The 14,017-nt window shown below is 40.3% G+C and carries 10 protein-coding genes; 6 read left to right on the forward strand and 4 right to left on the reverse strand.

The features are described from left to right. Window positions 1–561 precede the first annotated feature (561 nt). Both N6B01_RS05410 and N6B01_RS05415 read left to right on the forward strand, forming a co-directional pair. Window positions 562–1,248 carry a LuxR C-terminal-related transcriptional regulator gene (locus tag N6B01_RS05410; protein ID WP_182419277.1) on the forward strand — a complete coding sequence of 229 codons (687 nt, stop codon included), beginning with the start codon at window positions 562–564 and terminating at the stop codon, window positions 1,246–1,248. A 17-nt stretch (window positions 1,249–1,265) separates the two neighbouring features. After that, window positions 1,266–3,098: a sensor histidine kinase gene (locus N6B01_RS05415; protein WP_262080262.1), complete on the forward strand. Its 1,833-nt coding sequence runs from the start codon at window positions 1,266–1,268 to the stop codon at window positions 3,096–3,098. Window positions 3,099–3,193: 95 nt separating this feature from the next. Here the strand turns inward: N6B01_RS05415 and mltG are convergent, their stop codons facing one another. Next, on the reverse strand, window positions 3,194–4,321 hold the full coding sequence (mltG, locus tag N6B01_RS05420; RefSeq protein ID WP_262080263.1) for an endolytic transglycosylase MltG: 1,128 nt from the start codon (window positions 4,319–4,321) through the stop codon (window positions 3,194–3,196). 405 nt (window positions 4,322–4,726) lie between these two features. On the opposite strand from mltG, the gene N6B01_RS05425 reads away from it, so the two are divergent. Beyond that, the gene (locus N6B01_RS05425) at window positions 4,727–5,188 is read left to right on the forward strand and encodes a RidA family protein (RefSeq protein ID WP_262080264.1); all 462 of its coding nucleotides are present in this window, start codon (window positions 4,727–4,729) and stop codon (window positions 5,186–5,188) included. Window positions 5,189–5,248: 60 nt separating this feature from the next. On the opposite strand, the gene pyc is transcribed toward N6B01_RS05425, so the two are convergent. Beyond that, the gene (gene pyc / locus N6B01_RS05430) at window positions 5,249–8,707 is read right to left on the reverse strand and encodes a pyruvate carboxylase (RefSeq protein WP_262080265.1); all 3,459 of its coding nucleotides are present in this window, start codon (window positions 8,705–8,707) and stop codon (window positions 5,249–5,251) included. 312 nt (window positions 8,708–9,019) lie between these two features. Here pyc and purU point away from each other — a divergent pair, with 312 nt between their 5' ends. Then, a complete protein-coding gene (purU, locus tag N6B01_RS05435; protein ID WP_262080266.1) occupies window positions 9,020–9,904 on the forward strand; it encodes a formyltetrahydrofolate deformylase in 885 nt (294 codons plus the stop codon). A gap of 59 nt (window positions 9,905–9,963) precedes the next feature. Here purU and cimA read toward each other — a convergent pair whose 3' ends face one another. Both cimA and cysS read right to left on the reverse strand, forming a co-directional pair. Next, window positions 9,964–11,586: a citramalate synthase gene (gene cimA, locus N6B01_RS05440; RefSeq protein ID WP_410007238.1), complete on the reverse strand. Its 1,623-nt coding sequence runs from the start codon at window positions 11,584–11,586 to the stop codon at window positions 9,964–9,966. Next, a complete protein-coding gene (gene cysS / locus N6B01_RS05445) occupies window positions 11,586–13,091 on the reverse strand; it encodes a cysteine--tRNA ligase (RefSeq protein WP_262080267.1) in 1,506 nt (501 codons plus the stop codon). The genes cimA and cysS overlap by 1 nt, the downstream gene beginning before the upstream one ends. Before the next feature lie 466 nt (window positions 13,092–13,557). On the opposite strand from cysS, the gene N6B01_RS15225 reads away from it, so the two are divergent. Together N6B01_RS15225 and N6B01_RS05450 are read left to right on the forward strand one after the other, a co-directional pair. Then, window positions 13,558–13,743: a polymorphic toxin type 17 domain-containing protein gene (locus N6B01_RS15225; RefSeq protein WP_410007255.1), complete on the forward strand. Its 186-nt coding sequence runs from the start codon at window positions 13,558–13,560 to the stop codon at window positions 13,741–13,743. Then, complete coding sequence (locus tag N6B01_RS05450; RefSeq protein WP_262080268.1) at window positions 13,740–13,976, forward strand: Imm31 family immunity protein; 237 nt, start codon at window positions 13,740–13,742, stop codon at window positions 13,974–13,976. The genes N6B01_RS15225 and N6B01_RS05450 overlap by 4 nt, the downstream gene beginning before the upstream one ends. Window positions 13,977–14,017: the final 41 nt, after the last annotated feature.

Below are 14,017 nucleotides of genomic sequence, written 5' to 3' on the forward strand. Positions count from 1 at the left end.
TTTAAAATAATTAAATATGAATTAAGATTTTGAATTTTAATGATAATATTTGTCGTTTGAATTAAATTTTCAAATATTGCATGTTAGTGGTGATGAAAAATAGATGCTGAATACAAATATGGATTTTAATATATAGTACTAACATTTTTTGGGGGGACTTAAAGTCTACCTTTAAAATACTGATATTGCTTGCGGGCCTTAGGGTCTGCTATCTATAGTGTGGAACCTATATTATTTCCTATTTTTTCATTATTGGTTTTTTTCACGATAAATCAGATAGATATGCAGAGATGTAAATATATCGCAATAAATGTAACTACTGAAGAAGAACGGAATGTATTTTGAGTATCACTATTTTATAGTTTTATTTCAATATATTATCAATCGGCTTTTTTGCCTATTTTCTATAGGCGCGGCCGCACTTTTAAAAATATGAATTGCTTTATTTATTAAAGGGTGATGTTTATTAAAGGTGGGTTTTTATTATGTTTATCCAAGCGATTTTTAAAAAGACAAGTTGGGAGAGATCTCAAGTTTTATTCTTGAAACTTAGGAATTAAAATGGTGATTCGAGCAATTGCTGCAGATCTAATTCTAGAAGAGCCGGTTCTTTTAATTGAGGATGACCCTATGGTTTATCGCAGATTAAAGGTTCTATTATTGGCTATGGGGTATGGGGAAAATGGCATTATCCATGCTACCACTTTGAATGAGGCACGCCAGTATGTAGCCAGTTTACCCAAGATAGCGCTTGCCCTTGTTGATCTTGGGCTTCCTGATGGAAATGGAATTGATTTGATCCGCGAATTGCGTGCTGGTGATAGCGATTTAGGAGTTCTCGTTATATCTGCTTGGAGTACGCAAGACATAATTTTTGCAGCTTTGCATGCTGGCGCAACAGGTTATATTGTCAAAGAACGTGATGATTTGGAACTTGCACTGGCTTTGCGAAGTGTCATACGCGGAGGGGCTCCTATTGATCCATTTATAGCTCGTAAAATTATTGAAGAGTTGCCGCCAGCCAAAGTTGGTGACGATGATATGGCTGAATTAGAGAGGTTAAGTCCGCGTGAGCATGAGATCTTAATTTTGGTAGCACAAGGATTGGGCAATCAAGAGATAGCCGATCAACTTTCGCTATCGCGCTATACCATTGAATCTCATATTAAACATATTTATAGGAAATTGTCCGTTTCATCTAGAACCAAAGCTATCCATACAGCACGTAGATGGGGTCTTATTTGTTAAGGTTCTGTGTATTTTTTTTGATTTTTTTTATTGGGCAAGTATGTGCATGGGCAAAAGAAAATGGTGATATATGTTCCGTCCAGATTTTATCGGTAAAAACTGCTCGGGCTTTACATAATGGTAATAAACCGCTTTTGAGTGAGTATTGGGTTAAAACAACTTTGCCAGATAATTGGAATTTTAAGCGTTCTAATAGTGAAAAAAAAGTCTGGTATCGTATTGATTGGCAGCAGTTATGTGAAGATGGTATCGCTACTCCAGTTACAGTTGTTTTACAATCTATTCAAATGGCCGGCGAAGTATATGTTAATGACCAGCAAATATGGCGTGACCAAAACGTTACCGAGCCTTTATCGCGTAGTTGGAATAGACCGCGATACTTCCAGCTACCTAGGAGTTATTTGCGTGAGGGGATCAATACATTATGGATTAAAGCAATTAGCGTGCCAGGCCAGCCATTAGGTTTGGGGCGCTTTTATCTGGGTGATCCTAACAAAATGCAAATGCTTTATGATAAGCTTATTTGGAACAGTCGAACAGTTATATTGATTAATATAATTTTAGCTGTTGCCTTAGCTATAATGCTGTTTTTTGTTTGGATCGTAGATAGGAGACAGACTGCTTATGGTTGGTATGCCATATCTATTGTTTTTTGGTTGATTTTTATAAGCAATTTTTTAGCTACCAGTGCGTGGCCCTTTTCGAATAGCTATGTTATTGCCCGTGTCAATACAATTGCCCTACTGCTTACAACGATGAGTTTTAGTTTGTTTATTCTTCGTTTTGCTAAGCAGCGATTGTTTTATGTTGAGTGCATATTTTGGTTGGTGATTGAATTTTTAGTGGTTTTAACCTGGTTTATTGCAGATATCAATCTTTGCATAGCGCAAGTATTAAGTTTAATTATAGGAACGTTTATTTTTTTATTTGCTTGCATACAACCTCTTTGTTTTGGTTTACGACAACGCCAAAAAGAGATTGTTTTTTTTGCATTAGGTTGGTTGCTCGTTCTTGGTGCGTATATCTATGATTTATTACTTTTGTTAAACCTTGTGTTTAACCCAATTGCTTTAACGTCCTATGTAAGTATTTTTGTCACGCTTTACATAATATGTATAATTGGGTGGCGTCATGCGCATTATATTAAACAGATTGCATCGTTTAATGATGAGTTAAGTATAAGTGTTACAAGGGCTAAACGGGAGTTATCAGTTGTCTTGGAGCAAGAATATGCGCTTAGTATGGAAAATACTAGATTACAAGATCGCTTGCAGATTGCCAATGATTTACATGATGGATTGGGTGGTTCTTTAGTGCATCTGATGGCGTCTGTTGAGATGGCTAAGCCATTTTATAGTTCTAAAGAGGTTATAGCTATGCTAAGCCTTATTCGTAATGACTTACGACAGGCAATAGATAGTAGTTCAAGCCAAAGTGTTAAGGTTCCTGAAACTCCTCATGAATGGCTTGCTCAAGTACGACATCGCTATTCAACTCTCTTCGAGGAGCTTGGACTTGAATTTAAATGGTGCATTGAAAGATCGTGGAAAACTGTGCCTACAGCAATTCAGTGCCTTGCTTTAACACGCTTAATTGAAGAAGCTTTAACTAATGTTATTAAGCATAGCCATGCACATTTTGTTGAAATTAGCTTAAAACTACCAAAGAATGATGTGCTTATTCTTACTATTGAAGATAATGGCTTAGGTTTTGATGTAGAAGCTGTGGCTCAATCAGGTATGAGCATTGGTATGCGCAGTATGAAAATGCGCATTAGCCGTGTGGGGGGGCATTTAAAAGTTTTGTCAAGACCAGGGAAAACAACTTTGATAGCCACTTTAAATCTATGATACAATCAAAATGAATTTAAATGATCAATGTCACGAACAATTAAAACTAAAACAATCATGTCTCTTATATTGCATAACTGCTTTAGTTTTTTTAGTTAATTGGGAGTCGTACTACCTGAACGCTCGACCTCACGCCATTTTCGGACATTTTGGTTATGCTCATCTAACGTTTTGGCAAAGGCATGTCCACCAGTACCGTCAGCAACAAAATAAAGATCTTCAGTTTTTGGTGGATTGGCAACTGCCATTAAAGCATCCTTGCCCGGAATTGCAATTGGTGTTGGTGGCAAGCCATTAATCCTGTAAGTATTATAAGGCGTTTCCTTATCTATATCTGAACGATATATTGGGCGCCCTGATGGCTTACCTGCACCACCAAACAATCCATAGATAATGGTTGGGTCTGATTGCAAACGCATATTTTTACGCAGCCGATTAACAAATACAGCTGCAACTTGTGGACGTTCCGACGCAATACCCGTTTCTTTTTCAACAATTGATGCAAGTGTTACAAATTCATTAATGTTTTTAATCGGTAAATCTGCAGCTCTTGTAGCCCAAATGTCTTTTACCAATTTGTCTTGCTTTTGTTGTAAGCGGCGCACAATATCAGCACGAGTTGTGCCGCGTAAAAATGTCACTGTATCAGCCATTAAACCACCTTCAGGAGGCATTTTTTCGTTTGCTAAATCGCCAGTTAATATTTCATTACTGCCAATGCGATTTAGCGCTTGGGTTACAGTCCAACCTTCTGGTATTGTTATGCTATGCTCAATAGAGCGACCTAGAACCAAGATATTCATAACATCACGCATAGAGGCGTGGGCAGGTATTTCATATTCACCTGCCTTTAGCGCCTTAGTTTTTTGTTCCCATCCAATGCCATAGACAAAGATTTGATCATTGGAAATGATATTACTGCTAGCAAGCATTGTTGAAATTTCTTTTATACCTGTCCCAGGTTTGATCCAAATGACTTCAGCCTGTTGCAATGGGCCTTGATCATTAAATGTCTTTTTTAAATAATAAATACCAAATCCTGCCCCTAATGCGGCAAGTATAAGGAGTGAAAAAACAAGGTTCGCTAAAATAACTAAAGGGTTACGCGCCGCTTTTGAACGCCGTCTTTTTTTGGTTTTAACGCTTTTAACCGCATTGTTGGGCTCTGGATCAACCTTGTTTGGTTCTATATTATTTTGCTCGTTTGGGGCAGGAGATGTCATTGTAGCTTCTTTATGTTTGGTTTGGACATTATCCAATTCAATTTCTAAATGGCTTTCAAACCAAGAATATTTTCAAGACCTTGTTGCGTCAAGATAAATTTAAATGTCGCAGTTTAATTAGATTTTGCTGCTATTTGGTTAAAATAACAAAGGCATTTGTCTTTTAGATGGCATAAGATGTCTTTTCTAGGGCTTTGAAAAAAGATAATGTGCTACAATCTGTTGCTAAGGGTGGTACATGTTGTGATTGTCCACCTACATCCATCAATTTGTTCCTTTATTGTTTAGGGATAACTCCTCTTTCCTTGTCCATTTAGGCAAGGATGAATTGTATTTTATTAAAAATGCGCTAGGCGTTTTTTTTGAACTGTGTATAATTCTAGTTATTTTATGGAAAGGAATATCATGTCAGATTTAATTAGCCAACGACTAAGTGATTTGGGAATTACTATACCGCAAGCCGCGGTTCCTGTTGCCAATTATGTTACTTATGCGCAAAGCGGAAACCAGTTATTTATTTCAGGGCAATTGCCGCTCAAAGATGGAAAATTATTAGCCACAGGTAAAGTGGGGCAAGATGTTACTATCGAAGACGCCAAAAAAGCGGCTGAAGCCTGTGCGATAAATGTTTTGGCGCAAGCACAAGCAGCACTTGGTGATCTTAATAAAATTAAGCGTGTGGTCAAAATTGTTGTATTTGTTGCAAGTGCGCCTGATTTCTATGATATTCCGCAAGCAGCAAATGGCGCATCTGACCTATTTGTAAATGTGTTGGGTGAAGCGGGTAAACATGCGCGCTCTGCAGTTGGTGCTGCTAGCTTGCCATTAAATGCCACAGTGGAAGTTGAAGCTATTCTTGAAATTTAAGCTTTAACCGCGAAACGTCCCTTTTTGAATGAAGGCAGGTTTCGCGGTTTAACTAAAAATCTATTCAAAAGTAATTAATAGGTCTTTGGCATCTATTTGGTCGCCTGGCTTAACAAAGACCTCAGCAATTATACCATCTTTTTCTGCATGAAGTGCTGTTTCCATCTTCATAGCTTCAATAGATAGCAATACATCACCGGCTTGAACCTTATCGCCGGTTTTTACTGCAACTTCTGAAACAACACCGGGCATTGGCGCACCAATCTGATTTATATTGCCAAGCTCGACCTTTGTTCTGGTTTTAACTGCGCCTGCATGTAGACGATCGGGCACTTTAACGCGTCGTGGCTGGCCGTTAAGCTCAAAAAATACCGTGATCATGCCATTTTCATCGCTTTCGCCAATTGCAAGATTGCGGATGACCAATGATTTGCCCTGTTCAATTTCAACCAATATTTCATCGCCATGGTTGAGGCCATAGAAATAAATTGGTGTTGGCAGCGTGGCAACTGGGCCATAAAGATTGGCAGCTGCGATAAAATCAGAAAAAACTTTTGGATACATCAAATAAGAAGCAAATTCATGGTCGCTAATTTTACGATTAGCTTTTTCTTCTATTTGCTGGCGCTCATTATTAAGATCAGCGTCTTCCAATAATGCGCCCGGGCGTACTGTAAAAGATTGTTCACCTTTTAATATTTTTTTCTGGATTTGTTTTGGCCAACCACCTTCCGGCTGTCCCAAATCACCGCGCATCATTGATACGACCGATTCTGGAAAAGCGATGTCCTTGTTGGGATTTTCAACATCTTCAACACTTAGATCTTGCGATACCATCATCAAAGCCATATCGCCGACAACTTTTGATGAAGGAGTAACCTTAACAATGTCGCCGAACATTTGATTTACATCGGCATAGGCTTGGGCAACCTCGTGCCAGCGCGTTTCAAGCCCTAAGGATCTTGCTTGTTCTTTTAAATTGGTGAACTGGCCTCCGGGCATTTCATGTAGATAAACTTCGGATGCTGGGCCTTTTAAGTCGCTTTCAAAAGCCGCATATTGTTGGCGTACCGCTTCCCAATAAAATGATACTCGCCGAATAAGATTAGTATCTAAACCGGTATCATGATCACTTCCCTTTAGTGCTTCTACAATAGAGCCAAGGCAGGGTTGCGATGTATTGCCTGAAAATGCATCCATTGCGCCATCAACGATATCCGCACCACTTTCAATCGCTGCCAAAACAGTCGCGGCGGCAATGCCTGATGTGTCGTGGGTATGGAAATGAAGTGGCAACGCAGTTGTCTCACGCAGTGCTTTAAATAATATGCGTGCCGCGTTTGGCTTCATCAGTCCCGCCATATCTTTGATTGCAATAATATGGGCGCCAGCTGCTTCCACTTCACGGGCGAGTTTTAAATAATAGCCAAGATCATATTTAGGTCGAGCAGAGTTTAAAATATCGCCTGTATAACAAATAGCTGCTTCACATATTTTATTTTCTTCTAAAACGGCATCCATCGAAAGACGCATATTTTCAACCCAGTTAAGGCTATCAAAAACACGGAAAACATCAATGCCATTTTGTGCAGCTTGGCGAACAAAATATTTTACCACATTGTCGGGATAGCTTTTATAACCAACGCCATTGGCGCCGCGTAAAAGCATTTGCAATAAAATATTGGGTGCGGCTTCTCGTATTTTATTCAAACGCTCCCACGGATCTTCAGTTAAAAACCGCATGGCAACATCAAAAGTTGCACCCCCCCAACATTCAAGCGAAAACAACTCTGATAGGCCTTTCGCGTAGGTTGGAGCGATATTGATAATATCATGGCTGCGCATGCGGGTCGCTAATAAGGATTGATGACCATCACGCATGGTCGTATCGGTAATGAGGGCGCGTTTTTGCTCTCGTACCCATGCTGCAAATTGTTTGGGTCCCAATTCATCAAATCTTTGCTTGGTACCAGCTTTAATCTCGTGGCTTTTGGTTTGCGGAATAACCGGTGAAGCGGCATTGGCTGCCGGTTTTGCGCGCCCTTTTGTTTCAGGATGACCATTTACGGTTACATCAGCAATATAGGTCAATAATTTACTGGCGCGATCTTGCCTTTTTACCGATTGAAAAAGCTCTGGTGTGGTGTCGATAAAGCGCGTTGTATATTTATTGGCAGCAAAATTGGGGTGGGAAATAATTGCTTCCAAAAAGGTAAGATTGGTGGCAACACCGCGAATACGAAACTCGCGCAAAGCTCGGTCCATTCGCGCAATAACTTCATCAGAAGTTGGTGCCCAAGCCGTTACTTTTTCGAGCAATGGATCATAGAAACGCGTGATGACAGCACCACTATAGGCGGTGCCGCCATCTAAGCGAATGCCAAAGCCAGTTGCACCGCGATAAGCGATAATCCGGCCATAATCAGGGATGAAATTTTGCTCAGGATCCTCGGTGGTAATACGGCATTGCAAGGCATGGCCATTTAGCTGAATTTGTGCCTGCGGCGGTACACCAGATTTTGCTGTACCAATGGTTTCGCCTTCAAGTAGCTTGATTTGTGCCTTAACAATATCAATACCAGTAACTTCTTCGGTCACTGTATGTTCAACTTGGATGCGCGGATTAACCTCAATGAAATAGAATTTTTCTTCATCGGCATCCATTAAAAATTCAACTGTGCCAGCGCCAATATAATTGGTGGCATGGGCAATTTTTAAGGCGTAAGCAGCAATTTCTTGACGCTGTGTATCATTGAGATAAGGGGCTGGTGCGCGTTCAACTACCTTTTGGTTGCGCCGTTGGATAGAGCAATCACGCTCATATAAATGCACAGCATTGCCATGGGTATCGCCTAAAATTTGCACTTCAACGTGGCGAGCGCGCTCAACTAGCTTTTCAAGATAAACTTCATCCTTACCAAAAGCAGCTTTGGCTTCACGTTTAGCTTCTAATACTTCGCGGGCTAAATCTTCTTCCTTACGGATAACGCGCATGCCACGGCCACCACCACCCCATGAGGCTTTAAGCATGAGTGGAAAGCCAACGCTTTTTGCAAGTTTGGTTATCTCATCAATATTGTCGGGCAGGGGCTCTGTTGCTGGTACAACGGGAACGCCAATATCAATAGCCAGGTTTCTTGCTGCAACCTTATTGCCTAATTGGCGCATGGTTTGTGGTTTAGGGCCAATAAACAGAATATCATTTTGCGCACAAGCTTCTGCAAATTCAGGACTTTCTGACAGCAGACCATAACCTGGGTGAATAGCATCAGCACCAGAAAGCCTGGCAACACGGATGATTTCCTCAATCGATAAGTAGCTTTCAATCGGCCCTAATTCACGCCCTAATTGTGGGTCACGGCCAATTTGATAACTTTCATCGGCCTTGAAACGATGAAGTGCTAATTTGTCTTCCTCCGCCCAAATGGCAACGGTTTTAATGCCCAATTCATTGGCGGCACGAAATACGCGGATAGCAATTTCTGACCGGTTTGCCACAAGTAACTTTTTAATGCGCATTATTAAGTTCCTCCCAAGCATATATGCTTATATTTAAATAATATAGTTGCCGATAAAGCAAGAGAAACAAAATAGAAAATATAACATTTATTTGTATTGTGCTATTTTATATGTATATATTTATTTTTTGGTTGGTTTATATTTGTGAATGTTTAAATAAGAGTGCGAGACTTTTTATAAGCTGTTTTAGTTGCGCCAAATTTTTTTTAACTTGTTCGGTACAACATGCTAATAAGAAAAGACTGGAATATGCTTATAAAAAGCTCTAAATGGGCGATTTAAGAGATAGTCTTGTAAGGTTTTGGAGTTGTGATGAGTCGTTTTATTTTAACTGTTTCTTGCCAATCTATGCGTGGTGTTGTTGCAGCCATTTCAGGATATCTTGCTGATAAGGGGTGTAATATTATTGACTCTTCGCAATTTGATGATCTTGAAACGGGCAAGTTTTTTATGCGGGTAAGTTTCGTATCAGAGCTTGGAGCGAGTTTGCGTGAAATTGAGGAAGGTTTTGCAGATATTGCGCAAAAATTTACGATGGATACACATTTTTACGATTCAAATGAGCGTATGAAAGTTGTCATTATGGTTTCTAGCTTTGGCCACTGCTTAAATGACCTTTTATATCGCTGGCGCATAGGTGCTTTGCCAATTGATATTGTTGCAGTGGTATCCAATCATTTTGATTATCAAAAGATCGTTGCCAATCATGATATTCCTTTTTATCGCATTAAAGTGACCAAGGAAAACAAAAAACAAGCTGAACAAGAACTTATGGAGGTTGTCCGCCAAAGCGGTGCGGAATTGATTGTGCTTGCCCGTTATATGCAAATTTTGTCTGACCAGCTATGCAAGGAAATGTCGGGGCGCATTATTAACATCCATCATTCCTTCTTGCCATCTTTTAAAGGTGCTAATCCTTATAAGCAGGCCTATCAGCGCGGCGTTAAGCTTATTGGTGCAACAGCCCATTATGTAACGGCAGATTTAGACGAGGGGCCAATTATTGAACAAGCGGTGGAACGCATTACCCACGCACAAAATGCTGAGGATTTTGTCACCATTGGCCGTGATGTTGAAGCACAAGTTTTAGCTCGTGCTGTTCACGCACATATCCAACATCGCAATTTTATCAATGGTAGCCGTGTTGTTGTCTTTCCAGCAAGCCCAGGAAGTTACGCATCTGAGCGTATGGGATAGTTAATGTAATTTTTTAAAATAGCCTGCTATTATTATCTGATAGCAGGCTTTTTTATGTTTTAAGCACTTTGTTGATTTAATAAATTCTCATCTTGTGAAGTGCGGTTTTTTACCAATTTATAGACAACAGAATCGAGCAGCGCTTGGAATGATGCATCAATAATGTTATCGGATACGCCAACGGTGCGCCAACGCATGCCAGATTTATCTTGGCTTTCAATCAATACGCGGGTGATCGCTTCTGTACCACCATTTAAAATTCGCACTTTAAAGTCGATCAGTGACATATCTGCAATTTCACTTTGATACTTACCAAGGTCTTTACGCAGCGCAATATCAAGAGCATTGACGGGGCCATGCCCTTCGGCAACCGACATATGAATTTCATCATCAATACGTAATTTTACAACCGCTTCTGACATTAAAGCAATGCAGCCATTGCCTTGGTGTCTTCTTTCAACACTACAGCGAAAAGATTGGATATGGAAAAAATCAGGTACAGTGCCGAGATGTTTGCGTGCTAAAAGCTCAAAACTTGCATCCGCTCCCTCATAAGCATAACCAGATGCCTCACGCTCTTTGACAATATTAATAAGGCTATCAAGTCGTGGATCACTTTTTTCAACCATAATATTGCGCTGATGGAGCTCGGCAATAAAATTGGCTTTACCCCCTTGGTCGGAAACCATGACGCGGCGGCTATTGCCGACTAATTGTGGTGGAATATGCTCATAGGTTTCAGGCTCTTTTAATAGGGCTGACGCATGAATACCTGCCTTGGTCGCAAAAGCTGATGAACCAACAAAGGCGGCTTGCTCATTGCTGTTGCGGTTTAATATATCGTCAAAGCTGCGGGAGATTTGGGTTAATTTTCTTAATTTTTCAGGTGTGATTCCTGTCTTAAATCGTTCTGACCAAAAGGGTTTTAAGCCAAGGGTTGCCATTAATGTAATAAGATTGGCATTACCGCAACGCTCACCAATGCCATTTAATGTACCTTGCACTTGACGTACACCTGCTTCAATGGCGGCTAATGAATTAGCAACGGCTTGGCCTGTATCATCATGGGTGTGGATGCCAAGATGATCGCCTGGTACCACTTTGGTTACTGCTTCGATGATCTTAGTAATTTCACTTGGCTGAGTGCCACCATTGGTATCGCATAAAACCACCCAACGTGCGCCATTATCATAGGCTGCTTTGGCGCAGGCAAGGGCATATTGCGGATTTGCTTTATAACCATCAAAGAAATGCTCGCAATCGACCATTGCTTCTTTACCTGCGTTTTGGACAAATTTTACCGATTCTGCAATCGATTGTAGGTTTTCGTCATTGCTACAATTGAGTGCGACACGCACGTGGTAATCCCATGTTTTAGCAACCAAGCATATGGTATCTGATTTTGCTTGCGCTAACATGCTAAGGCCTGGATCATTAGAAGCAGAAATGCCAGCCCTTTTTGTCATGCCAAAAGCGACAAATTTAGCTTTTTGGGTTGGCTTTTGGGTAAAAAAAGCCGTGTCAGTTGGGTTTGCGCCTGGATAACCGCCTTCAATATAATCAAGGCCAAAATCGTCAAGCATTTTGGCGATTGTCTGCTTATCTGCAAGCGAAAAATCAACACCGGGTGTCTGTTGTCCATCACGCAGAGTTGTGTCATAAAGGGTTATATAATCACGCATTATTTTTTTACTTCCCAGCTGGTTACACGTTCTCCGGTTTCAGGATTTTTTCCATCCTTTAACAAGATATTTTGCTTGGCAAGATTATCTCTAATTTCATCACCCTTTGCCCAGTCCTTAGCGGCTATGGCTTCAAGTCTTAAAGCAATTTGTTGATGAATTTCATCGTCTGATAGTTCCGCTTTGCGGTAAAATAGCAGGTTTTCTTGGTCTTCAATCAAATCTTGGCGGAGGAGCCCAAGCAAAGCCATGCCTTCGCCCAATGCTCGTGCATCGCGTTCTTTGTAAAAACGCCTTAAGGTGGTGATTGCATTCCATGTATTAAGATCGTCGGATAATGCCTCTACAATCTCATTATCAGCGCTTGTATCGATGCTGCCATCAAACTTAATGTCACGTAATAGCTCATACCAGCGATAAAGTTCATCTGCACCTTCGGTTAAGCGTTGTTTTGTCCAATTAATTGGTTCGCGGTAATGGGTTTGTAACATGGAAAAACGTGCCGATAGACCCGCCCAAATGCTGCGTAATTCCTCGCTTACCTCATCAGTAAATTGTGGTAAATCTTCATTTAAGACTTCACGAATGGTAATGAAATTGCCAAGGCTTTTGGACATTTTTTGACCTTCAACTTGTAAAAAGCCATTATGCAACCAATAATTTGCCATACGCTCATTGCCAAAAGCCGAGCAGCTTTGGGCTATTTCATTTTCATGGTGGGGAAAAATAAGGTCGATACCGCCGGCATGAATATCAAAAATATTGGCCATAGGGTCATCGCATTGTAGGCCACCACCAAAAGGCTGCAATAATTTTGCCATTGACATTGCCGAGCATTCAATATGCCAGCCAGGGCGACCATTAACGGTTATTCCAGCAGGTGAGGGCCAGCCAGGTTCGCCATTGAGCGATGGTTTCCATAAAACAAAATCCATTTCGTCACGTTTATAGGCCGCAACATCTACACGCGCGCCTGCAATCATATCGTCAAGTGAGCGGCGCGATAATGCGCCATAGCGGGGGTTAGTGCCCATGCTAGCTACGGAAAACAACACATGGTCTTCTGCCACATAGGCGTGACCAGTTTCTATAAGGCGTTCAATCATGGCGCGCATTTCGCCAAGGTGGTCGGTGGCGCGTGGCTGTTCATCAGGCGGTAAGCAGCCCAATGCTTTCACATCTGCTTGAAACTGGTTATTCGTTTCCTCGGTGAGTTTTCTAATTGCATCATTAAGTGGCAGATCTGGATAATCGCGTACGGCACGCGCATTAATCTTATCATCCACGTCGGTAATGTTACGGGCAAAAAGCACATGGTCTTGGCCATAAATGTGGCGCAATAGACGATATAACACATCAAAAACAATGACAGGGCGCGCATTGCCTATATGGGCATAATCATAAACTGTTGGTCCACAAACATAAAGGCGCACATTGTTTTTATTAATTGGATGAAAATCATCTTTTTGTCGTGTGAGGGAATTATAAAACTTCAACACTGCCATGGCTGCAACCTTTATGTGCGTGATTTCTTGCCGCTGATCTGGGCGCTAATCTCTGCTTAAAGGGATAACAGTGATGAAAACAACCAGACCAGCTATGAGCTAGTCAATAATAATTGTAAAAATACAAATTGTGGTTTCAAATGTTTTCATGAAACACATTTAGCGCGCTTTACCAATCTGCGTCAAGTGTTGTTAGAAAAATTCAAACAAAGAATTTACATGCCTTTATATCATTTTAAATTTAAGTGAGTTCCGTGCATTGGAGTGCCTTGACTCAATGGAGATTTCTTTGTGGCTGTTATTTTAAGATTTAATTCTGTTGCTTCAATTTTTGGCTTACTGTTAATAAATTTTATTAAATATTAAATTCAAATTGATAAAATTCATAGAACGTCAGACTTATTTTAATAATAATTTATGGTAAAACTAAGCGGCAGGAAATTAGTTATTAATTATCAAAACTGATATTTATCAAAAACGTTATGTAGTTAGATTTGGTAATGAAAGGGTTAAAGGAACTTCACGTATTGCAGGACAAGCTTTTGAATGGGATGTTCAATTAGGCAGTCAAGGAAAATCACAGCTTGGGTGTGCCACCCGTGATGGTTCCCATCTGAATGTTTCACTTGATGGAAGGATAACACATAAATGAAACACGTAAAATTAGATTTTTTTTCAGAAGTAATCGTCAATGACAATGTTAAAAATAATATCAAAAAATCGGAATATCATAACTTGAAAGGAGTAGTCTTGGGAATTAGAGAGGAAGATGATGGGGGATTTGGCTATGGAATTCTTTTATATAAATATAATCTTTGCTTTGACTTTGAATCCGATGAATTAACGGCTACTGGAAAAAAATTTAAACGTGAAGATTTTTATTAGAGGTTGAATTGCCTTGTCGCAAAGTTAGAGTTTGACGCATT

Source organism: Bartonella sp. HY406 (assembly GCF_025449315.1).
Lineage (GTDB): Bacteria > Pseudomonadota > Alphaproteobacteria > Rhizobiales > Rhizobiaceae > HY038.